The sequence below is a fragment of the Enterococcus florum genome (genome assembly GCF_004309355.1).
GTDB lineage: Bacteria > Bacillota > Bacilli > Lactobacillales > Enterococcaceae > Enterococcus_A > Enterococcus_A florum.
On record NZ_BJCC01000017.1, the window covers coordinates 1 to 23,386 of the forward strand.

A 23,386-nucleotide genomic window follows, 5' to 3' on the forward strand; every position below is an offset into this window, starting at 1 on the left:
TTTTTAGGCGAATCTCTTTCTTGGTCTATTGAAGACTAAGAGAAAAGTAGCTAGTCTATAAAAAACAACCATTGGCATCATTCTTTAATTAGAATGATTTTTTTATTGCTTAAATTAAAGCCAAAGTTGCTAGATATTTCCTAACTAAAACAATTTAATAATAACAAATAATTCACATTTTTGTGTTTTATTTTTCGAAATATAAAATAAAAAGATAATGACCTAAAATAAGTTAAGTGTATAGCTAAAATGATGATATGTATTGTATTTTTGTGAAAATCAACTTCTCACCTTTCTATTGACTAGCAGCACTTGGTCAAAGGCCTAGCAGGTACTTTGGGGAAACACAATTTCCCAGCCAAATTAATTATGAGATTGTTGCAGAAATGAAACGAGAAAATTGGAAGGATGAGATGATACAAAAAACAACACCGAACGAGGGTAATCTGTTCGGCATTGCTTATTCCCTATTTATTCTTGATTTCTTCTACCACAGCCATCACTGCTAAGCTGTGCTGCATCTGCTGTTCAGCAAACGCCAAATCATTTTCTGCGATTGCTTGTTCGAAGCGAACGAATTCTTCAAACATTCGGTGCTCGTGTGCATTGTGGTCGATCACCGTTTTGGTGCCGTCCCTCAGCTGAACAACGCCTTCGATCAGGGTATTGGCTGGACTGTTGATGATTATCTCGCCTTTTTCACCTTGGATGTGAATGAAGCTGGCGGAATCGGTATCTTTGGAGCCGATACAAACAGCTTTAGCCTGATCGTAATCGAGGATCGCAACACCCGATGTATCGATCTCTCGTTGTTCGTTTGCATAATAGGTCACGGACTGCGGGGAGCCGAAGAGACCGATCACGAAATGCAGATTGTAAATATTGATGTCCATTAGTGCTCCGCCGCCGGCTGCCGGGTCAAAGGCTGGCAGGATCGTGCCTTTTTGGAAGGCATCATAACGGGAGGAATACTGAGAATAGTTGCTGGAGATCATATGGATCGTCCCGATATCGGCCAGGTGTTCTTTGACTTTCTGGTAGTTGCCGACGTATTGATTGGTGATGGCTTCAAACAGCAGCAGCTTTTTGTCTTTGGCCAATTGATGCAGCTCTTCCAATTCCTTCAAATGCAGTGTGAAGGGCTTCTCGCAAATGACGTGCTTGCCAGCTTCAAGAGCTTCTTTCGTGTATTGATAGTGCAAATGATTTGGCAAAGCGACGTAGATCGTATCGACCTCGGCGTGTTGCAGCAGCTCTGAGTAGTCCGTATACACTTCATCAATGTTGTATTCTGCCTGCAGCTCCTTGGTTTTTTCCAAACTGCGTTGTGAGGAAAGAATCGCTTTTAATTCGATTTTCGAAAGCTCCGGCATAATCGGCAGTAACGTTTTAACGATCAATCCCGTTCCAATAATCCCTAATTTCATGGTGGTTCCTCCTATTTTTGATTTTCCAGCATTTCTGCGATACCTGCTTCTAAAATTTCCAGCTGTAAGATGGTTTCTTCATCTTTGACGATTTTTTCTTTGCCATTGATAATCGCTTCGTACACACCTTCATAGATGCGGCTGTAATCTCCGACCTCGGAAACGACCTTCTCTTCGTGATACACCCCGTGCTCGTCTTGGTAAGTCAGTACCCCATAATGCTCGGGCAGGTCGATGCCAAAGTCGGCATGGTCGGGCATATAGAACAGTTTCAAATGTTCTTCTTGCCGGTCCTTGGTTTGTTTGACGAAGACACCTTTTTTTCCATAGACCGCAAAGCTTGGGCGTTCCTTCAAGCGGAAATAGCTAGACTTGACTGAGACCTTCAGCTTGCCGTAATAAAAATCCAAATCGAAGTAGTCGTTCATACGATCTTCTCCCAGCAGCTGACGGACATCGTAATGGATGTGATCAGGTTCGCCAAAGTAACTCAGGACTTGGTCAATGGTGTGACAGCCGTGTCCGTACAGGTAGCTGTCTTCTTTGACGAAATGCGCCGAAGCTTCGGGCACCTCTGGCCGGAAATAATCGTAGTGCATCTCCACCTCGATCAAATCCCCCAGCTTGCCGCTTTCGATCACCTTTTGAACGGTTAGAAAATCCGAATCGAACCGGCGATTTTGATACGCCTGCAGGAATAGGTTTTTTTGCTTTGCTAAGGCAAACAGCTCTTTGGCCTCTTCCGCAGTGACAGTGAAGGGCTTTTCGAGCAGCACATGTTTGTTGGCATTTAAAACTTGTTTGGCATTTTCATAATGGGCTTTCAGCGGTGTCGTAATCACCACCAGTTGAATTTCCTCATCAGTCAGGATATCATCTAACTGAGTCGTGTAATGGACGTCGTCAAGGGGCGTCCAGGCTTGCCGGCCAGAGGGAGAATAGATGGTTTTGACTTTGATTTTGTCTCCTAATTTGGTCGAAAAAGGCAGGTGATATCGATTGGTGCTTTTTCCATTGCCTAAATATGCGATGGTCAACATGAATGAATCAGCTCGCTTTCTGGTTTTGTTACTTTGAATTATACCTGTTTTTCGCAGGTGGCAGGTACAAAACGACGGATTTCGCAAGTCATGTGCAGGTTTCGGACTTGTTTAGCCTGCTGGGTGAACATCATGTGCAAATATCATTTTTTCAGAAAGGAACGATCATGCTTATTATTGAACGTTTAAAACAGCAGGAGACCTTCAGCATAGCTGAAAAACGGATCGCTGAATACATTTTGGCTCATTTGCCGGAGATCCCGACGATTTTTATTCAAGAGTTGGCAGAAAAGACCTTTTCTTCTCATTCCACAATCGTGCGCTTGTCGCAGAAGCTGGGGTATTCCGGGTTTCGCGAGTTCAAGGATGCGCTCGCCGAGGTGGTGTATGCTAACATCCATTCCGTGGAGGAGGTCAATGCGAATTTCCCGTTTCATTCATTGGACACGCCTGCCGATGTCGCGAAAAAAATGGCGGACCTGACGATCCATACTGTGCAAAGAGCGGCTATGCAAGTAGACAGCGATCAGCTAAAGCTCGTAGTAGATGTCTTGATGGCTGCCAAACGGATTTTCTTATTCTCACGAGGAGATACTCAGCTGAGAGCCCGCAGCTTCCAAAACAAATTGATCAAGATCAACAAATTTGCGATTCAGGCAGAGGAATATGTCGATACGGAATGGAATGCGGTCAGCATCGAGCAGCAGGATTGCGCCTTTTTCCTTTCTTACAGCGGGATTGTCCAGCCTTACACCAAGATCATGCGCTATTTGATGGAGAAGAACATCCCCGTGATCCTTTTGACGGGCAATCCGGATTCTCCGATGGTGCCTTATGCAACTCATGTGCTGCTAACAATTCAGGAGGAATTTGATTTTGCCAAGATTGCGACCTTTTCTTCGCAAACGGCTTTTGAATACATTTTAAATACCATTTATTCGGTGATGTATACGCGGGACTATGAGCATAACCTGCGGAATTTGAAAGGAAATCAGGATCTGATGACTCATGGGTTGTTGGCAGATGAAGAGTAAAATAGGCTAGGACATCTTTAAAAAACGAATAATCGGTGTGACTGAAGCAGCTCTTTCCTACGATTAGCCAAGCAAAACGCGAGGGACTGTTCCCCTCTTTTATTCCTTAGGAGTTGCTCGTCTATCTAGTCCATACCAATAACCCTCTCTTCTTTTTCATCTAAAAAATCTGCTGTTCTCCGAAGAAAACAACAGATTTTATCTTTAGCGTGTTAAACTGGCACCATTGGATTCAATAACTTCCTTATACCAGTGGAAACTTTTCTTTTTATAGCGATCCAAAGAGCCTGAACCATCTTGGTTGCGGTCGACATAGATCATCCCGTACCGTTTTTTGATTTCTGCTGTAGTAAAGCTAATTAAATCAATACACCCCCATGAGGTGTAGCCCATGATTTCCACCCCATCTTCAATCGCTTCTTCTACTTGGACTAGGTGGTCATTCATGTAATTGATCCGATAGTCATCATTGACGGTTTTCGTTCCATCTGGCAAAGTGATGAGCTCATCTACCGCACCTAAACCATTTTCGACGATGAAAACCGGTTTTTGGTAGCGATCGTATAGGCAGTTCAAGTAATAACGCAGTCCTTCTGGATCAATTTGCCATCCCCAGTCACTGGCCTTCAAATAAGGATTAGGAATCCCCCCGATAATATTGCCTTCACCAGCTTCTTTGGTTGGATCAGCAGATTCGCAGACACTCATGTAATAACTAAAGGAAATAAAATCAACCGTATGCTTTAGATCGGCTAAATCCTGCTGGGTAATAGTCAGGTCAATATTGTTTTCCTTAAATAATCGTTTGCTGTAGCTAGGATAATAGCCGCGAACCTGTACATCCGAGAAGAAAAAGTTTTCCCGCTCAGTCGCTAGAGCTTTCAGCACGTCCTTAGGTTCGGGGGTTAGTGGATAAACCGGCACCCCTAGAATCATGCAGCCAATTTTAGCCTGTGAATCAATCTCATGACAGGCTCTAACCGCCCGTGCACTGGCCACCAGCTCGTGATGGATCGCTTGGTAAATGTCCTGTTTGGTTAATTGTTCTTTAGGCGTATTAATTCCACCGCTTAAAAAAGGAACATGACTAATTGAATTAATTTCATTAAAGGTCAGCCAATAGTTCACTTTGCCTTTATAGCGTTTGAATACCGTTTGCACATAACGTTCAAAGAAATCAATTACCTGGCGACTGCGCCAACCGTCGTAAGTACGGGTTAAATGCAACGGCATTTCGTAATGGGACAAGGTAACTAATGGTTCGATGCCATACTTCAAGCATTCATCAAAAACATCATCGTAAAAGGCCAACCCCGCTTCATTTGGCTCCTGCTCGTCACCGTTAGGAAAAATCCGAGCCCAGGCAATTGATAAGCGGAAAACCTTGAAGCCCATTTCGGCAAATAAGCGAATATCTTCTTTGTAGCGATGATAAAAATCAATCCCGACTAATTTCAAATTGTCTTCAGTGGGTTCACTTGTAGGCGCCTCACGCCAGCCTTTGCGGGTTAAGTCCTGCCCCGTTAATCCTTTGCCGTCTTCATTATAGGCTCCTTCACATTGATTGGCGGCAGTAGCACCGCCCCATAAAAAGTCCTTAGGAAATTTACTCATGTTCTGCTCCTTCAATTTAAACTTTACACAACGTACAATACAGCTTCATCGTAATTTGCTGTTTTCATTTCGTCTTTAGCTACTACATCAATAAAATGATCCGAGTTGGTCACAACAATGGGGGTTACCGTATCATAACCAGCGGCTTTAACCGCTGCAAAATCAACCTTCAACAGCGGCTGACCGACAGTGATTCGTTCATCAGCCGAAACCAGTGTTTCAAAATATTCCCCAGCAAGCTCAACAGTGTCAATTCCTACGTGGATCAATAGCTCCAAGCCGGCATCGCTGGTCAAACCAATCGCATGTTTAGTTGGAAAAATAGCCGTAACGGTTCCATTAAAAGGTGCACGAATGGTGTTGTCAGCTGGAATAATCGCAATACCTTCTCCCATCATTTTTTTCGAAAAAGCTGAATCATTCACTTGTTCCAAGGGAATTACTTCACCTTTGACTGGAGCGAAAACTTTTTTAGGGTCACTGCTGCCAGTTGGTACTTCTAAAATTGCTTCATCGACTGGGTTTTCTTCTTCAATGCCGAAAATCCAAGTTAATACGAATGTTAGAATAATTGAAGCTGCTGCCACAACGCAGGCATTGATAATATTGCTAGAATTTTCACCAATGAATTGTGGTAAGGACACGACAGACGGTACCGCAAAAGCATAAGATTCCAAACCAGTAAAGCCCATGTAGACTCCACAAATCGCGCCGGAAATCATTGCTGCGTATAATGGACGTTTGTATTTCAGAGTGACCCCGTATAAAGCTGGTTCAGTCACCCCAGCCAGCAAAGCCGAAATTCCCGATGCTAAAGCAACCTGCTTTAAATTTTTATCTTTGGCTTTTAATGAAACAGCTAAAGCAGCTGCACCTTGACCCAAATTCGCCGCCAGCATAGCTGGTAAAATTAAAATATCTGGTGTTGCTGGTGAAGCAATCAAGAAAATCGGCGCAAATGCCCAGTGCATTCCAGTCATAACAATCAATGGCATAAAGGCAGCCATTAAGCCTAGAGCTAACCAGCCAGCTTTTCCTTGAACCCAAATAATTGCCGCTGACAAGCCTTGTCCAGCAAAAGTTCCCAAAGGTCCAACCACTACTAAAGCAATGACACCTGAAACCAAGATTACCAATAAGGGTTGCGTGAAGCTTTTCATCACTGCCGGAATTACTTTATTGAAGGCACCTTCAATATACTTCATCAACCACACCATGATCAAAATCGGAATAACTGATGAGCCATAGGAAGCTAAAGTGATTGGCAAGCCAAATACACTCAGCGGGTTGCCTTCTGAAACCAGCGCTGTAAAATTCGGATGCAGCATTATACCAGCAATAGTCACTGCAAGCATCGGTGTAACCTTAAATTTTTGTGCTGCCGTATAAGCCAGCATAATCGGCATGAAGTAAAATGGCGCATCGCCAAAGAATGACAATACCGCAAAAGTTTGAGAATCCGCACTTAATACGCCGATTAATGGCAAAACAATCAACAATACCTTGATCATTCCACCGCCCAGCATTGCTGGAATTAACGGGGACATGCAGCTGGAAATCACATCCACAAAACGTTCAAATAAACTACCTTTATCCTCCGTGTCCCCTTCAGCAGCTGAGCCAAAATGACCCAATTTGTTTAGCTCTCGATAATAATTGGCCACATCATTTCCCATGATGATTTGGTATTGTCCACCTTTTTTCATTACACCCATAACACCAGGTATATTTTTTACCTGCTCATCATTTACCCGACTTTCGTCCTTTAAAATTAAACGTAAACGAGTCATACAATGAGTGGCTGAACGGATATTGTCTTGTCCGCCCACCTGATCAAAAATTTGTTTTGCTGTTGATGGATAGTCCATTTTTGTCACTCCTATTTTTTTAGTATCGGAAGATCCGCTCCTGAAAGTAAAAAATGACCCAAAACTGCCGTTAGTAAACGTTCAGCTTTAGGTCATGCTCCAGATTTGGATAACAATCCTATTTGTTTATAAATTTTTCGTGATCCGACGAATGTGCGCTGTCAGATACAATAGTTCCGTTGAGCTTAGTTCATACTCGAATTGCTGAAGAACATAATCACGTATTTTTAACGCACAATCATATTCCGTCACATATTTCCGCTTCAAGGTCTCCAATAGTTCAGCATCTTCATCATCGTAATGCTCTCCTGTCAACAAACGTTGCGCAAAAAACTTCACGTGTGTAATAAAGCGATAGTAGTCCAACGAATCTTCATCAAATTCTGTATGATAGTGCAGCTTGATAATTTCTTCGATCGCCTTCGTAATTTCAGCAATTTCATAAGCAACATCGTCCTTGCGATCCAATTCCGCATTGACAAAATGAGTAGCTATAAACGCCGCTTCGTCAATTTCAAAAGCAACCCCTAAATCCTTGCGAATAATTTCCAGTGCTTTTTCCCCTACCGCATATTCATCGGCATAGAAGCGGGCAATGTCCCAGCGAAGCGGATTTTTCAAAATGATTCCTTCTTGATACCGCTCGATTGCTGAATGAATGTGATCGGTCAAATTGACATAAATAATTTCATTCAAATTTTTACCTAGTTTGATTTTCCCGAAATTGATAATCTTCTCCGAAACCATAATATGCGCCATTGGTACATTGATCAGCAGTTCAGTGAACTTGTTTTGTGTGTCTTTATCTCGCAGCAGAAATGTCTTTTCTACCTGCTCCATATCGACAGTACTGCCCTTTTTCTTTCCAAAAGCGATGCCCCTCCCCATTAGCAGCACATCAATCCCCTTGCTGTTGGCAGAAATTATTGTATTATTGTTTAACACCCGTTTTATGATCATAAAATTCCCTCGCTAGCCACAAAAAAAGCCCATTTACATACACTACACTTGTGTGGTAAATAGGTCCTGCTCACATTGTGATAACATCCAACATTTTCAGTTTTCATTTTTTCGCTGCTGCCTGCTTACCCGAAGTAATAACACCAACAACTTAATGAAAAGGTTATCACGTCAAACTCAGATTGTCAACAAGGTTTTTTAAGAAAGATCTCATAATCGTTGAACCCTTAAAAAGCGTACCAGCAATCTTGCCAGTACGCCTGTCTGCTTAATTTTCCTTTGCTGCATAAACATCGTTTTCCTTCGTCTCCTTAAACCAAATGACTGGAATACCGCCTTTTTCTCCTATCAACTTCACATACCCCGGCAGCATTCAAAGACGTTCGTTTTTTCGATCGTATAAAGGCATAATCCCAATCACAGGTTTCATTTACGTACCTCCAGCCTTTACCCACCTAAGTGAATCTGTTTGGTACTGACTGCTTCAACAAAATGCTGATCGTGCTCGATCACTAGCATCGATGGGCGAACGCGCTGGATCAGCTGGACGATCTGCTGCTGGTTGAACACATCCAAATAATTCAACGGCTCGTCCCAGATATATAAATCTGCAGGCTGCGACAATGACTTGGCCAGTTCGATCTTTTTCCGCTGTCCCATGCTCATCTGCTCGATCCGATTCTCAAAAACGTTGCGCTCCATCCCCAGCTTGTGCAGGTTGCCGAGAAATATCGAGTAATCCAAGCCCTCCCGCAGCGCAAACTCCTGCAGCGTGCCATGGTTGTCTTCGTATTTTTGACGGACATAGCTGATGACGATGCCTTTGGGCAGAAAAATATTGCCGGACCATTCGCCTGGAAAGCTTCCTATCAAGGCTTGGACCAGCGCACTTTTCCCGCTGCCGTTTTTGCCGGTGATTGCCAGGCATTCTCCGCGATTCAGCTCAAAGCGGATTTTTTCAAACAACACCTGCCCATCGAAAGCCAAGCGTAGATCTTCTACTTGAATCAGCCGCTGGTGATGGCTGGGCTCCCAGCACATGGATAGTCCGTCGATGGTCTCAATGTTCTTCAGCAGCTTTTCCTTTTCTCCGATCTGGCCTTCCACCCGCTGCAGGATCGCCTTGGAGCGCTTCATCATCCGTGCGGCATCAGCCCCGATCGCACCGGGACTGACCCGGCGGTATTCGGTGTCGATAAACCCCGTGGATTTGTTCAATTTGTCCGTTTCACGAGAAGCAGACCAGGCCGCTTTTTCTCGTGCAGTCTGCTGCAGTCGGCTTATTTCCTTTTTAAGCTTAATGTTTTGTGCCTGTTCAAAGGCATCTTGCCTTGCTTTTTGTTCCTCATAGGTGGAAAAATTGCCTTGGTACAGCACCAGCTGGCTTTTTTCGATCGCTAAAATGTGATCAACTGTTTCATCCAAAAACCGCCGATCGTGGCTGACCAAGATGTATCCTTGCTTCTTTCTCCGCAAATAACGGGCGACCTGTTGCCGGCCCACCACATCCAGGTGGTTGGTCGGCTCATCGATCAGCGGAAACCGGCCTTCTTCAGTAAATAAATTTGCCAGCAGCACCTTGGTCTGTTCCCCGCCCGACAAAGTCTCGAAAGGACGCCAGAGGACCTCGGGATCACATTCCAGCAAATTCAATTCCCGCTCCATCTGCCATAGTTCCGAGTCGCTGTGCTCTTGCAGCGCATAATAAGTTAATTGTGTCGGATCGTGAATGGCTAAAGGAAAATAGACGAATTCCAGCGTGTGATGAATACTGCCCTGATAAGGCAACTGATGCTGCAGCAGCTTCAAGAGCGTCGTTTTCCCCCGGCCATTTCGCCCGACTAAGCCCAGCTTCCATTGTTCGTCGATGATCAGCTGCGCATCGTCGAACAGCAACGTGCCTAATTGATCATAGCCAAACGTTAAATGATTAATATTGATTATTGTCATCGTGGATAACACCTCACAGTGACCTCTTCCCAGAAGTCAAAAAACCTCCAGTTATTCTCAAACAACTGGAGGTCGAGCGCTTTTCCGATTCACGAGACGTAGAAAATTGCCGCGTCAAAAAAACACTGCAGCCACGTCGCAAAGGATGCCTTCGTTCATTCCACCAATCGTTCGAAAATCTGCACACTGCTCCCTTGGTCATCTCCATGGTACAGTCTGAATGCAGCTTCTACTTAGTTGGTGAACTTACGCATTGGGACCCCTCGCTTTCTGTACTTCTACTATATCAAGAAAACGAAATCGAGTCAAAATAGGAAAGATCTGCTTTTCAGCCAATTAAAAACGAGAGTAAGCACGATGCCTACTCTCGTTCAAGTTATTTCTTAAAAATGATGCCCTACATTTCCGCCGACATGTACTTTATTCTTTTTCTTGCCCAGATACTTGATCGCCGTACGAATCGCGAGCGAGGCAAACAACCCAACTGCTGCCAGAATCACGAAGATTCGCAGGACAGTGCTGTATGAATGGAACAGCTCAGTGACCTTGCCTAAGAAGATCGGACCAAACATTCCTGCCGCTGCCCAAGCAGTCAAAATGTACCCGTGGATCGCGCCAACTTCTTTTGTGCCGAATACATCGCCAATGTATGCAGGCACGATTGAGAAGCCTGCCCCGTAGCAGGTCATAATCAAGCAAATCATTCCAGCAAAAATCAATGGCGTTTTAACAACAGATAATCCAATCAAGACAACGATGTCGATCACAAACAATAAAGTAAACACATTTTTTCGACCGATCACATCAGAGATCAATGCCCAAACCAATCGTCCCAGACCGTTGAAGACACCCATCACCCCCACCATCGCAGCGGCAGCCGTCGCAGACATGCCGGTGATTTCTTGAGCCATTGGTGAAGCCTCGGAAACCAAGGAGATCCCGCAGGTAATGTTCAGAAACAGCATGAACCATAGAAGCCAGAACGTCTTTGTCTTGATCGCTTCATTGGCAGTCATTTGAATACCCACTGGTTTCGTCGTCTCCTCCTCCACTGCTGGTGTTTCAAAACCATCAGGTGCCCAGCCAACAGGTGGTTTTGCCAAATATTGCGAAGCTGCGAACATGACAACAAAATAAGCGATCCCTAAAATATGAAACGTCATCTGCACACCGAAGCGGAGCATCAGCTGCTGCGCGATCGGTCCTGTAACCATCGAGGCAAAGCCGAAGCCCATGATCGCTAAGCCGGTCGCCAAGCCTTTTCGATCCGGAAACCAGCGAATCATCGTGGAAACAGGCGTGACATAGCCTGAACCTAAACCGATTCCGCCGATAATACCGTAAGTCAGATACAGCAGCGGCAGCGACTGCAATGAAATCGCAAATCCTGTTGAAAAGATGCCTAAACCAAACAGCACAGCGGCCATCATGCCTGTTTTTCGCGGACCGAATTTTTCAACAAACTTTCCCATAAATGCTGCTGAGATCCCTAAACAGAAGATCGCCAAGCTAAATGCAAAAGAGATCGACGACTTTTCCCAGCCAGTCAGCTCTTTGATCGGCTCCTTGAATACGCTCCACGCGTACGCTGAACCAATGGATAGATGGACCACCACACCTGATAAGGCGATCAGCCATCTATTTTTTACCTTTTGCATCTTTTTTCCCTCCTGATTTTCATTCGTTTTCATTTTTTAATGACGTTCGTTATTCTTTTTTCTTAAAAATTTTCATAGAAAAAGACCTTTCACGAGTCAATACTCTTGAGTATACGCTTACAGACAGAAAAGTTCAACCTAGATTTTGTTACAAAGTATAAATGATTTGAGTAACCCACAAGAAAGGCGAAGGATCCGATTTTGCTACAGATCCTTCGCCTTTTAGTTTTCTGTTTGTCGCTTGATTGCAGCGGCCCAAAACATCAATTGCAGCTGCCAGGCTGCCTTCGGATCATCGATCTCCACCATGGTCAGATCACGAATCTTATTCAACCGATAAATTAAAGTATTGCGGTGAATATGCAGCGTATTGGATGTTTTATTGATATCATTTCGCTGGAACAAATAGGCTTCTAAGGTTTTGGCCAGCTCGGCCTCATGCTGCTGGTCGTAGTGAAGAAGGGCTTGAAGCGGGGCTGTCATCAGATTCTCCGAGCTGATCCTTCCGATCGGCTGCAGCATCAGCGTTTCAGAATACGAATCCGCAAAGTCAAGACACCGGCCGCTTTGGTCTAACGAACGAGCAGCCTCGTGCGCCAACTCCGCCCGCTGGATATAAAGATCGCGTTTGCTCAAGGAGGAGAACAATCCGCTGCTGCCGCAATACAGACCGTATTGTGCCACTAGCTCCAAAAAGGTTTTTTCGAGAGCCTGCTGCTTCAATTGATGGAGCAGCAAGTACAATTTTTGATCTTTGACTAGATATAGGATGTCGGACCGCCCTTTGACGATTCGACTTTTCACATGCGATAGGATCGTTTGATCCCGATTTTTCTCTGACAGCACGCACAGACAATAGTTGGCTTTGACCTGAACCGTAGACAGATACTCTTCCAACGAAGCAGAGGTAGGGTAATTGACTGTATCAAAAAGTTTTTGCGCCAGTAATTCCTTGACTGGATTGATGGCATGCTTAAGTCGGAAATTCTTTGAACGCATCAAGATCGCGCAAAAGCGACACAGCAGATTGTTTAGTCTTAATGAAAATTCCAGGATCGCTTTATCCAGAAAAAGCACACTGGCAAATCCTTCCAAATTCTGATCGATATAGATCGGCCCGCAGGTCTGGGGATAGTCCTCACAAACACCCCAATCGATGTGCAGTGCTTCCTTTGAACCTGTGATTGCCGTCATCAAGCCGTCATTGATGTAGTATTCCATGATTGTATGGTCTGTCGGTTCGCCGCTGTAAATAATTTGACGCCAATAAGGATCCACAACCTCTTCGTCTCCTGCATAAGCAATGAATCGGTATCCCGGGTCCGCTACGATGATCGGCAACTCAAATGTCTGATAGGTCCTTGCGGCTAATTCCTCGATGGTGCAGCCCTGTGCGATCTGATCGATCATTTGATTGGTATAGTCAATTAGATTGCTTTCTGTATATCGGTCCATGCTTTCTCCTCCATTGTGCTGTATAGCTTGATTTTAGCACCTCTCGGCAGTTTTGACGATACGCGGCAACAAAATCATTCTTTTTGCCAAAGGAATACAGCTGCATACATGTTATCCTTTTCACAAGAATAGAATGAAGGAGGAATTAGACATGGAACACTTTGAATTGAACAAATTTGAGATCGAGCATTTGTTTACTTACTCGATCGACGTCGATGCCAACATGTTTATCCAAAAGCTGCCGACAGGAAGCACTCGCGTGACTGGAACCATCACCGGTGGAAAGGTTTGGGGCCCGAAATTGCAGGGAGAAATCCTGCCCGTGGGAGCCGACTGGTCCACGGTTCACCCGAATGGGATCGTGGATGTGGATTGCCGTACGATGATTCGCACCGACGACGGCGCCGATATCAATATGTTTTACAAAGGACGGATCGACCTCGGCTCTGAAGAAGCGGCTGCCGATTATGCCAACGGAAAATTTCCGCCTGTGATGGGCACCCAGCCCATGCCGGTATTAGACACTGACGATCCAAGATACGAATGGTGCAACCGTGTCGCTTGCTTTGGCATTGGCCGTGTAGATTTCACCAATGATCCGATTGTGATTCAATACGATGTTTACCGCTATTATGCCACCCCCTTTGCCAAAGATGAGAAAGAGTGATGAAGATGAATTACGATGCCTTGTTTACCCCCTTTAAAATTGGAAATATGGAAGTCAAAAATCGAATCGTCATGTCGCCGATGGGCACGAACTCTGCTTTTGCCAGCGGCAGAAAGGACGAGCAGGAGATTGATTATTTTGTCGAGCGTGCAAAAGGCGGCGCTGGCATGATCATTTTAGGCTGCCAGCCTTTAAATGAAGAAATCGCGCAGGGTTCAATGGAAGGGACTCTTGATTCCTTTACCGTACTGCCGGCCTTGACCTCTATGTGCGATTCGATCCATCGCTACGGTACGAAGGTCGTCTGTCAAATCACCTGCGGTACTGGCCGAAATGCCTTTCCCGATACCTTGGGGCGGCCGCCGATGTCTGCCTCCCCGATCCCATCGGCCTTTGATCCGAACGTTCCTTGCCGTGAGATGACCAAGGAAGATATCCAGGCAGTGATGGACGGCTTCACGTTTGCGGCTGGCTTGGCCAAGGATGCTGGGTTTGATGCGATCGAGATCCATGCCCATGCCGGCTACTTAGTGGATCAGTTCATGTCGCCAGTTTGGAACAAGCGAACCGATGAATACGGTGGTTCGCCAGAAAATTTTGCCCGCTTCCCTCGAGAGATTATTCAGGCCATCCGAAAAGCGGTCGGAAATGAACTGCCGATCCTGTTCCGAATCTCTCTGGATCACCGCTTTGAAGGCGGACGGACACTGGAGGACTCGATTCCATTGATTCAGCTGCTGGAGGAAGAAGGTGTAGATGCACTGGATATCGATGCCGGTTGCTACGAAACCCTGGATTATATTTTCCCACCTTCTTATTTAGGTGAATCTTGTATGTCTTATGTAACCGAAGCCGCTCGTAAAGCCGTCAATATTCCCCTATTGAATGCCGGGACGCATAATCCAGAGACTGCTGTGGAATTGATCGAATCCGGCAATGTCGATTTTGCGATGATCGGCCGTGGATTAATCGCTGATCCTCACCTGCCGAACAAATTATTGGCTGGACAAAGAGAAGATGTTCGCCCATGTATCCGCTGCAACGAAGGCTGTATCGGACGAATCTGGAACAATCACACAAAGCTCAGCTGTTCGGTCAATACCCAAGCCATGGAAGAACGCCGCTTCAAGCTGGAGGCGACTGAAAATCAAAAACAAATCGTCGTAGTCGGCGGGGGGGCTGCCGGTATGGAAGCTGCCCGAGTCGCTGCGCTGCGCGGACACAACGTCGTTTTATTTGAAGCAAAAAATCGACTGGGTGGAATTATGCGCGATGTCGCAACAGCACAATTTAAAAATAATATCCAATTACTAAGCGACTGGTACGAAACCCAGCTGAGAAAACTAGGAGTGCAAGTGCGGTTAAATACTTTCCTCTCTCCGGACGATCCAATCTTAGAAAGCTGTGATCAGATCTTTGTCGGCTGCGGCGCCGAACCGATCGTGCCGAATATTTCTGGGATCGACCTGCCGAATGTCGTCACCATGGTCGCTGCACACCGGGATGAGTCGTTGATCAAAGGTGACAACATCGTCGTCTGCGGCGGCGGTTCCACCGGCTGTGACGGAGCACTCGAAATGGCGGCTGAAATGAATAAAACTGTCACGATCGTAGAAATGAAAGCAGCCTGTGCTGAGGATGCTATGTTCATCAACCGAATCTCATTGATGAACGCCTTAGACGCTAACCATGTGACCCAACTGACCAGCACCAAGGTGGCTGCGATTGAAGCAGATGGCGTTTTGGTCGAAAAGGCAGACGGAACGATCGAAAAACTACCTGCAGACACTGTAATTAATGCTTTCGGCATGAAGCCCGTTCTGTCCACCGTTAACGGGATCAAAGAAAAATACCACACCAAAACCCGTATCGTTGGCGACAGCAGTAAAATCGGCAAGATCGGTGACGCGATTCGCGACGGTTTCTATGCTGGCAGCGCTGTCTGATTTTCATCTTTTCTATAGAAAAGTCCTGCTCTTTGACCCGGAGCAGGACTTTTTCTGCATCGAAAAATCAACATCGAAATATTCATTTTCTTTTCGTGAAATAAATCTTGTGAATTTTCTCATCTCTTGTTTTAATATAAAGTGAGAACAATATCCTAGGGAATGTCTGCTGAGAAAGGAGAATTTGATGCAACGAATTAGATTAAGAGAAGTCATGGCCGGCAGTGATCTTAGTTTGGAGGAATTGTCAAAAGCGACAGGAGTAGATTTCGATATCCTTGCTCAGTTTTATTATGGTGGAAAGTACGATGCTACGGTTGTTCCAGTGGAAAGTTTGACCATTATTGCAGATACACTGAACGTCAATTTGGCAGAATTGATGGATTTTTCTTCTTAGTCCGTTTTTTTTTTCGAAATGAATGACAGTTAGACAACCCGCAGCAGTGCGGGTCTTTTTGAATTCCACCTTACCCCCACTCCCTCGCCAGCCATATGCTATACTTATTCCCAAAGAGAGGATGAGCAGGATGGATCTGGATATTATTATGAAGGGCAAAAAGCTTTCCGAAAATGAGCAGGAAATTTTGAACTACCTGATCAATCACGTGGAAGAACTGGACGGCGTTTCTCTACGGGCATTGGCTCAGCGCTTGTTTACTTCCCCGGCTGCGATCGTGCGGCTGGCTCAGAAGCTGGAATTTTCGGGATATCTGGAATTATTTTATTATCTGAAAAATCAGTTTCGTCCCAGCAATCAACGGGTCTCGGCCATTATCGACTTTACGATCGATACCCAGAAGATTCAGCCCTCCATTACTGAAATGAAAGAAATCTATGCGCAAAACAAAGACAAGTTCATCACGATTTATGCGACTGGTTTTTCCAGCATCCTTGCCGATTACCTGCATAAAAAGCTTTTGGTTAACGGCATTAAGACCTTGTTCGTCAATGCCACGGATTCTTCCGGCATCATCAACAACAATGCGGACAACATCAGTATGCTGATCTGTATTTCGAAGTCTGGAGAAACCCAAAAGGTGATCGAAAAAATGACGTTTTGCCAAGAACAGAATATCCCAAATATCCTGTTCACCGGCAATCTGAATTCGCGGGCCGAAGAATTGGCGGCGATCAGCTTCGAGGTCGAGGACGAACGGCCGCTGGATAGTCAAAATATCAAATACAACAGTTTTTTTGGGAAGCTGCTGCTGCTTTTGGAGTATTGTGTACAAGAATTTGTGACGAAAGTATAAAGGGAGAACGACTATGAAAAAGACATGGGTAGTGTTGATGTTTGTATTGGTGATACTGACGGGGTGCACGACGAATCAAGCAGAAAAAGGGACAGCTTCGGAGGCAAAAAATCAGGCAGATCGTTCACATGCGGAAATTTCATTTTCAGCGGTGGGCGACAATTTGATGCATGAGTTTATTTACCAGCATCGCCAGCGTGAAGACGGCAGCTATGACTTCGATCCGATGTATGAGCCGACACGCTATTTGACTAAAAATGCAGACATTTCCTACATTAATCTAGAAACGATCTGTGCGGGAGAAGAATTAGGGCTGTCTGGATATCCGACCTTTAATGGCCCTACGCAGGTGTTGGATTCCTTGCATCAGGCGGGCTTCAATTGGTTGGCAGCTGCCAGCAACCATACCTTTGACCGGGGGGAAGAAGGGGTGGTCAAGCAGTTGGACTACCTAAAAAAATACCCCGATATAACTGCCACAGGATCCCGACGTTCAGAAAAGGACCCGCGCTTTCAGGTCGTCGAGATCGATGGAGTAAAGATCGGGCTTGCCTCTTATACCTACGGACTGAACGGCTTTGAACTGCCAGAGGGGAAAGAATACTTGGTGAATCTGATCGACGATGCGGCTATTAAAAAAGATCTGCGGCAAATGAATAAAAAAAGCGATCTGCAAATCGTTAGTATGCATTGGGGCGAAGAGTATCAATTTGTTCCTAACGATGAACAAGTCCGTCTGGCACAGCTGCTGAGCGATGAAGGGGCAGATGTGATCGTAGGCGGGCATCCGCATGTGATCCAACCGATGGATTATCTAGAGGGCAAAAAAGGCAATCAAACGCTCGTGATCTATTCTTTGGGAAATTTCCTGTCTTCTCAAGCAGAAAATGACCGTATGCTGGGAGGAATGGCCCGCTGGAAGATCGATTACGATAAAAAGAAAAGGGATTTCCGCTTCAAAGAGGTGCAATTTTTGCCGACAATCACCTACATTGGCGACAATTATCAAACCTATGAAGCTTATGCATTGAAGGACTATACCAATGATTTAGCCAATCAGCACATGATTCATGTGAATCAAGGACAGGATTTGTCCAGAGAATACTTCATCCAGCGAGTCAAAGAGATCATGAATGAGAAAATCGAATTGGTTTATTAACAAACAGCGCCGTCTGTCTTAAGTGACAGGCGGCGTTGTTTTGCTGTCACCAGCAGATTTTTTCACAAGCATCAATTTTGTCGTTACCCAAAAATCTTGTTACGGTAAACGTACAAATAAAATAAAGGTGGTTTTTTTATGAAACGTTTTGAAGGTAAAGTGGTCCTGATCACTGGCGGCTCCAGCGGGATCGGAGCGGCCTGTACCAAATTGTTTTATAACGAAGGGGCAAAGGTAGTCGTAGCGGATATGAGCGAGGATGGCGCGGACATTTTGCAGGAGATGGCAATCAGCGAGGAAGACGGACTGTTTTTGCAAACGGACGTAACCAAAGCGGAAGAAGTCAAAAAGATGACCGCAGATGCCGTGAAAACATTTGGCAAGATCGATATCTTGGTTGCCAATGCTGGCATGTCGAACAATGATCCAATCACTGAACTGGACCCAGCAGATTGGCAAGCCGTTGTCGATGTCAATTTGACCGGTGTCTTCCTATCTGACAAAGCTGCAATCGAGCAAATGCTGGAACAAGAAGACCGTGGAACGATCGTCAACTGCGGATCGATCCATAGTGTTGCGGGGCGTGAGAGTATCCCTGCCTATGCTGCCTCAAAGGGCGGCGTGAAAATGCTGAGCCAAACCTTGGCTGCTACTTACAGCAAAGAAGGCATTCGAGTCAATACCGTCGCTCCCGGCTATATCGAAACACCGCTATTAGGCGAAATGGATGACGAAGCGACTCAGGCTTTAGTAGACCTGCATCCAATCGGTCGTCTGGGTCGTCCAGAGGAAGTAGCCGAAGCCGTTGCATTCTTGGCAAGCGATCAAGCCAGCTTCGTTAACGGAGCCACTCTATTAGTCGATGGCGGATACACCGCAGTATAATCCAAGAGAAAAAACGTCGCGATCACAATAGTGGTGGCGTCGTTTTTTGCTGCTCTCATTCAAAATAAGTTGGAAAAATCGTTTGATAATTGGCATTGGCGGTCTCATTCGGCGAGAACACAGTCCCTGACTTGCCGCTTTTTTCCGGTTGCTCCAGCAAATAATACAACCCAAAAATTGGTTCGTTTTCTTCCGCATACAAACAAGGAAGACCAAGAATATCTGCCGTCAGCTGAGTCAATGCTTCGGTCCGGAAAAAGCCGCCGCTGACAGACAATCCTTCTTTCGTTCCCACCATCTCCACCAAAATCTTAACGTTCATCAACATTCCTTCGATCACGCTTCGGATCATATCTGTCCGCGTGTGGGCCAAGGTCAGATGTTTGAACTCTGCTTGCTTGTTGGCTGACCAAAAAGGCGCGCGTTCTCCGTTCAAATACGGAAAGAATCGTAGACCCTTGGCACCAATCGGTGATGCCGCTAAAAAGGCAGGGATCCTTGAATAAAATGTTTCCGGCGTATCAAGCGTCTCCGCCGCCCAAGCCAGCACACAGCCGCCATTGTTCGAGGGTGCCCCTACGACATAATGATCCTGGTCCAAGTAGTAGCAAAAATTTTGCTTGTCCGGATCAACATGTGGCTGCTGCGTGATGTTCCGCACGGCTGTACTGGTGCCGATCGTCAGACTGGCGGTATTGCCTGTCCGATAAAAACTAGCGTAGGCAGTCAAACAGCCATCACTGGCGCCGGCGATCACTTCCGTATCTGAAGGCAGCCCTAGTGCCAATGCTGTACTGCTGTCGATGGTGAAGCGTTCCTTAGTATCGACTACTTCTCCAAGCTGATTGCGGCGCACCTCTAAGTAATCCAGAATCTCCTGATCCCAGTCCAGCTGTTTTAAGTTGAACAATCCAGTCGCCGAGGCTGTCGAATAATCGATTCGGGCTTTTCCCGTGAAATAGTCCATCATCCATTCCTTGATACCCCACCAACGGACGTTCGCAGGGTATTTCTTTTGCTGCCCGAAAAAAAGAATTTTCGCAAAGGGCGACATGCTGTGGATGGGTGTCCCGGTTTTTTGATAAAACTGTTTGGCTAAGGCAGTGCCTTTAAATCCTTCAATCAATGGTCCGGCCTGTTCATCCGACCAAAGATAGATCGCGTCTTTGACCTCTCCTACTACCGGCAGCAAACTGTGCATCGCTGAGCTGAAGCCGATCGTTCCAATCTGATTCCGCAGTGGACGCGGAACACTTAGAATCACCTGCTTCACATGCTCCAGCAATTCATCCGGTTTCTGGTATTTTTTGGGACCTTCCACATAGCTGCGGATTTCCTCTGAGGCTTGATACAATAAATGATTTTCTACGATCACACCAAGCTTGATTGCCGTTGTTCCAATATCGATGCCTAAAAATGCTTGCTCCATCCTGCTCTCCTTCTATCCTGCAGAAAAAGGCAGCACTAAGCCTGCCTTTTTCTGATTATTGCAATATCGGCCAAAAATCGCCATTCTCAGCAATCAAATCATCCAGCAGCTCCTTGGCAACCTGCGCACTCGGCACGGTCTTTGATAAAGTCAGGGCTTGCCACATTTTTTGATAACTATTTTCTACATAGGCCTCTACAACTAATTTTTCGACAGTCACCTGCTGAAACATCAAGGCCTGTTGAAAGGCAGGGATCTGCCCCTGCGCCAAAGGTTCTGGGCCATCGGTTCCCACGATACAAGGGACTTCCACCATGGCATCGTCAGGAAAATTTGCGATGGCTCCGTTGTTTTCGACGATCATGACCATTCGTTCATGAGTATTGTAGGCGATCGCTCGTGCTAAGTCCACAATAAACGTCGCATGGGCATCAATGTCAAAAGCGATCCCTTCAGCCGAACCGTTCTCGATAATTTTCTTGGCATGGTCGAATACATGCTTTTCTCGACCTTCCATGACTTCGTTGGCCCGAGTGTATTCAGGATGATCTTGCATGTGTCCTGTTACATAGTCCGGGTACAAATAATATTTCAAGTACGTGTTCGGCAAATAGTCTGGCGTCACTGCCAAGAGGTCCTTGGCCTTCTTATGAGTCTCCTGCCAGCTGGGATCGGTATGCTGCGTGTCGACCTCAATCTGCGTCAGGTAGCCATTTTCCGATACGTACTGGCGAATCTGATCAATGTATTCATGGCCATCCCGGTCCTTGACACTGGTCCACCAGCCGAAATGATTCAGGCCAAAATAGCGGACCTCTAGTTCCTCAGGGGTCTTACCAATGATCTGTGACATCCGGCGCAGTGTTCCTACTGGCATATCGCAAATATTCAACACTTTGGAATCCGGTCGCAGCACACGGCAGGCCTCGGCAACGATTGCCGCTGGATTGGAGTAATTCAGCATCCAACAATCTGGCGAATACTGCTCCATATAATCGATGATCTCCAGCATGCCAGTGATACTGCGCATGCCATAAGCGATCCCGCCAGGTCCGCAGGTCTCTTGACCAAAAACGCCATGCCTTAATGGTACCTTTTCATCCTTTTCTCGCATAGCATACTTGCCGACACGGATATGGGCCATACAAAAATCGACATCGCTAAAGGCTTCCTTGGGATCAGTCGTGTAGCTGAACTCAATTTCTGGTGCCTGCTCTTTTAACAAAATCTCAAGCGCCTCTCCCAGAATTCCCTGGCGCTCCCCGTCATTGTCATATAATTTCAAGGTGCGCAACGGAAACCGTTCCAGATTGTCCAACATCATCATAACGATTCCTGGGGTAAAGGTGCTGCCTCCTCCGGCAATAACTACTGAAAATTTCTTCATCTTATTCGTCTCCTTCTGCTTCTCTTCCTAAATAGCTTTCTAATTCTCCTCTGACTTGAGGTACCGTCAGCCCATAGACCACATGGACGTTTTCTCCGTTTTTAATGACTCCTTTGGCACTGGTCTCTTCTTTTAACAGGTTCTCGTTGACCAATTCAGGGTTTAGAAGTTTCAATCGCAGCCGCGTATAGCAGTTGTCGATGGTCTTGATATTCTCTGCACCACCCAAGCCCTGCACGATTAAAGCGGAGATTCCGCCGCTGGCGCTTGGCATCGCGGGGTCTGGTACAGTTCCAGTTTTCTTCTCCTTGTACTCCTTCTTCGAGTACAGCTTGGTCTCTTGGCCGCTGTCTTCTCGCCCCACTGTCTTCAAGTTCAGCTTCGTGATCAGCAGGCGGAAGGTGAAATAGTAAATGAAGAAGAAGGCGACACCCACCGCTAAATAGATCGGCCAACGGGTCTTTTCCACGCCCAACGGCAAATTGTACAACAGAAAATCAATGAAGCCGTTCGGTCCGATCGCTCGCGAGCCGAAGATGTTCAACGCCACCATGCTCAAGCCGCTCAAGGCAGAATGGATCACGAACAAAACAGGAGCGACAAACATAAAGGAAAATTCGATCGGTTCGGTTACACCTGCTACAAAAGAGGTGACGACTGCTGGAATTAAAATCGCTTTAACCTTGTTTTTGTTCTCAGGCTTAGCGGTTTGGTACATCGCCAGACAGGCACCGATCAGCCCAAACATTTTTGAGATCCCGCGGGCATCCCAAATGACACTGCCTGACAAGACCCGAACTGCCGGATCCGCGATCTCAGCGAAGTAAATGTTTCGCGCTCCTTCAAAGACCTGTCCGCCCACCTCAGCAACCCCACCTAATGAAGTATACAAGAACGGTGTATAGATTAAATGATGAAGCCCTGTCGGAATCAGCAGGCGTTCCAGTGAACCATACAGAAAGATTCCAAAGTTGCCCGTATCACTGATCACTCCCCCTAAGCCATCGATTCCTTGTTGAATGACCGGCCATACGAAGGAAAGAAGAATGGCCGAAAACACTAAGATCGGAATCAGCACGATAAACACAAACCGTGCCCCGCCATAGACCTGAAATGCATTGTTAAAGGTCGTATCGATAAACCGATTGTGGACCAGTGCCACGACGATTCCCAGAATAATTCCCAAAAATACACCCATATCCAAAACCTGGATTCCTAAGACCAGCGCCTGTCCTGATCCCTGCAGCGCATCCGGTTCTACCAGCATGCCACGCAATTCAAGAAACTTGTTCATGGCATATAGAAATACCAAATAGCCTAATAATGACGTAAAGGCCGCCTCTGCCTTCTTTTTATTCGCCAGACCTAGAGCGATCCCAACACAAAAGATAATCCCCAGATTTGTCAAGATTGGCAGTAGGGAGGCTGATAAAATACTCCCGAAGCCCATCGTGATCGGATTATCCAAAAAGGGCACTTGTTCAATCAAGCGGGGATTGGTAAAGACATTTCCAATAGCGATCAATAGACCCGCGATCGGCAAAATCAAGACCGGAATAAACATCGCTTTTGAGAATCTCTGCATCGTATCCATTACTTTCGCTTTCATATTTTGCAGCTCCTTTGTTTTCTTTGATGGGCTTTATTATAGGGG

At 45.9% G+C, this 23,386-nt stretch carries 18 protein-coding genes; 7 read left to right on the forward strand and 11 right to left on the reverse strand.

Annotation, left to right across the window (positions count from 1 at the left end):
• Positions 1-467 precede the first annotated feature (467 nt).
• Both NRIC_RS11030 and NRIC_RS11035 read right to left on the reverse strand, forming a co-directional pair.
• Entirely contained in the window at positions 468-1,427 is a 960-nt protein-coding gene (locus NRIC_RS11030) for a Gfo/Idh/MocA family protein (RefSeq protein WP_146622765.1), read from the reverse strand.
• An 11-nt stretch (positions 1,428-1,438) separates the two neighbouring features.
• Positions 1,439-2,467 carry a Gfo/Idh/MocA family oxidoreductase gene (locus NRIC_RS11035; RefSeq protein WP_146622766.1) on the reverse strand — a complete coding sequence of 343 codons (1,029 nt, stop codon included), beginning with the start codon at positions 2,465-2,467 and terminating at the stop codon, positions 1,439-1,441.
• Positions 2,468-2,634: 167 nt separating this feature from the next.
• On the opposite strand from NRIC_RS11035, the gene NRIC_RS11040 reads away from it, so the two are divergent.
• Positions 2,635-3,501: a MurR/RpiR family transcriptional regulator gene (locus NRIC_RS11040; RefSeq protein ID WP_146622767.1), complete on the forward strand. Its 867-nt coding sequence runs from the start codon at positions 2,635-2,637 to the stop codon at positions 3,499-3,501.
• A 204-nt stretch (positions 3,502-3,705) separates the two neighbouring features.
• Here NRIC_RS11040 and NRIC_RS11045 read toward each other — a convergent pair whose 3' ends face one another.
• The 6 genes from NRIC_RS11045 to NRIC_RS11070 all read right to left on the reverse strand — a co-directional run bounded on the left by NRIC_RS11045 (position 3,706) and on the right by NRIC_RS11070 (position 13,006).
• A complete protein-coding gene (locus NRIC_RS11045; protein ID WP_146622768.1) occupies positions 3,706-5,115 on the reverse strand; it encodes a glycoside hydrolase family 1 protein in 1,410 nt (469 codons plus the stop codon).
• Positions 5,116-5,138: 23 nt separating this feature from the next.
• Complete coding sequence (locus tag NRIC_RS11050; RefSeq protein WP_146622769.1) at positions 5,139-6,983, reverse strand: beta-glucoside-specific PTS transporter subunit IIABC; 1,845 nt, start codon at positions 6,981-6,983, stop codon at positions 5,139-5,141.
• A 126-nt stretch (positions 6,984-7,109) separates the two neighbouring features.
• A complete protein-coding gene (gene licT / locus NRIC_RS11055) occupies positions 7,110-7,943 on the reverse strand; it encodes a BglG family transcription antiterminator LicT (RefSeq protein WP_146622770.1) in 834 nt (277 codons plus the stop codon).
• A 447-nt stretch (positions 7,944-8,390) separates the two neighbouring features.
• A complete protein-coding gene (gene abc-f / locus NRIC_RS11060) occupies positions 8,391-9,893 on the reverse strand; it encodes a ribosomal protection-like ABC-F family protein (protein WP_146622771.1) in 1,503 nt (500 codons plus the stop codon).
• Between the two features lie 383 nt (positions 9,894-10,276).
• Positions 10,277-11,551: an L-lactate MFS transporter gene (locus NRIC_RS11065; RefSeq protein WP_146622772.1), complete on the reverse strand. Its 1,275-nt coding sequence runs from the start codon at positions 11,549-11,551 to the stop codon at positions 10,277-10,279.
• Between the two features lie 222 nt (positions 11,552-11,773).
• Positions 11,774-13,006 carry a PucR family transcriptional regulator gene (locus NRIC_RS11070; RefSeq protein WP_146622773.1) on the reverse strand — a complete coding sequence of 411 codons (1,233 nt, stop codon included), beginning with the start codon at positions 13,004-13,006 and terminating at the stop codon, positions 11,774-11,776.
• 151 nt (positions 13,007-13,157) lie between these two features.
• On the opposite strand from NRIC_RS11070, the gene NRIC_RS11075 reads away from it, so the two are divergent.
• The 6 genes from NRIC_RS11075 to NRIC_RS11100 all read left to right on the forward strand — a co-directional run bounded on the left by NRIC_RS11075 (position 13,158) and on the right by NRIC_RS11100 (position 18,916).
• Positions 13,158-13,673, forward strand: a complete 516-nt coding sequence (locus NRIC_RS11075) for a DUF3237 domain-containing protein (RefSeq protein WP_146622774.1) — start codon at positions 13,158-13,160, stop codon at positions 13,671-13,673.
• Entirely contained in the window at positions 13,673-15,619 is a 1,947-nt protein-coding gene (locus NRIC_RS11080) for an oxidoreductase (protein ID WP_227873788.1), read from the forward strand. Before NRIC_RS11075 ends, NRIC_RS11080 begins: the two co-directional genes overlap by 1 nt.
• Positions 15,620-15,806: 187 nt before the next feature.
• Positions 15,807-16,016 (forward strand): helix-turn-helix domain-containing protein, encoded by a 210-nt coding sequence (locus NRIC_RS11085; protein ID WP_146622775.1) that lies wholly within the window; start codon positions 15,807-15,809, stop codon positions 16,014-16,016.
• Between the two features lie 130 nt (positions 16,017-16,146).
• Positions 16,147-16,872, forward strand: coding sequence for a MurR/RpiR family transcriptional regulator (locus NRIC_RS11090; RefSeq protein ID WP_146622776.1), 726 nt, complete (start codon positions 16,147-16,149; stop codon positions 16,870-16,872).
• Between the two features lie 13 nt (positions 16,873-16,885).
• Positions 16,886-18,031, forward strand: coding sequence for a CapA family protein (locus tag NRIC_RS11095; RefSeq protein ID WP_146622777.1), 1,146 nt, complete (start codon positions 16,886-16,888; stop codon positions 18,029-18,031).
• 138 nt (positions 18,032-18,169) lie between these two features.
• Positions 18,170-18,916: an SDR family NAD(P)-dependent oxidoreductase gene (locus NRIC_RS11100; protein WP_146622778.1), complete on the forward strand. Its 747-nt coding sequence runs from the start codon at positions 18,170-18,172 to the stop codon at positions 18,914-18,916.
• A 55-nt stretch (positions 18,917-18,971) separates the two neighbouring features.
• Here the strand turns inward: NRIC_RS11100 and NRIC_RS11105 are convergent, their stop codons facing one another.
• From NRIC_RS11105 to NRIC_RS11115, 3 genes are read right to left on the reverse strand one after another with little or no spacing between them, the layout of a single operon-like run.
• Positions 18,972-20,345 (reverse strand): gluconokinase, encoded by a 1,374-nt coding sequence (locus NRIC_RS11105; protein WP_146622779.1) that lies wholly within the window; start codon positions 20,343-20,345, stop codon positions 18,972-18,974.
• A 55-nt stretch (positions 20,346-20,400) separates the two neighbouring features.
• Positions 20,401-21,732: a 6-phospho-alpha-glucosidase gene (locus tag NRIC_RS11110; RefSeq protein ID WP_146622780.1), complete on the reverse strand. Its 1,332-nt coding sequence runs from the start codon at positions 21,730-21,732 to the stop codon at positions 20,401-20,403.
• Between the two features lies 1 nt (position 21,733).
• Positions 21,734-23,341, reverse strand: a complete 1,608-nt coding sequence (locus NRIC_RS11115) for a PTS transporter subunit EIIC (RefSeq protein WP_146622781.1) — start codon at positions 23,339-23,341, stop codon at positions 21,734-21,736.
• Positions 23,342-23,386 lie beyond the last annotated feature (45 nt).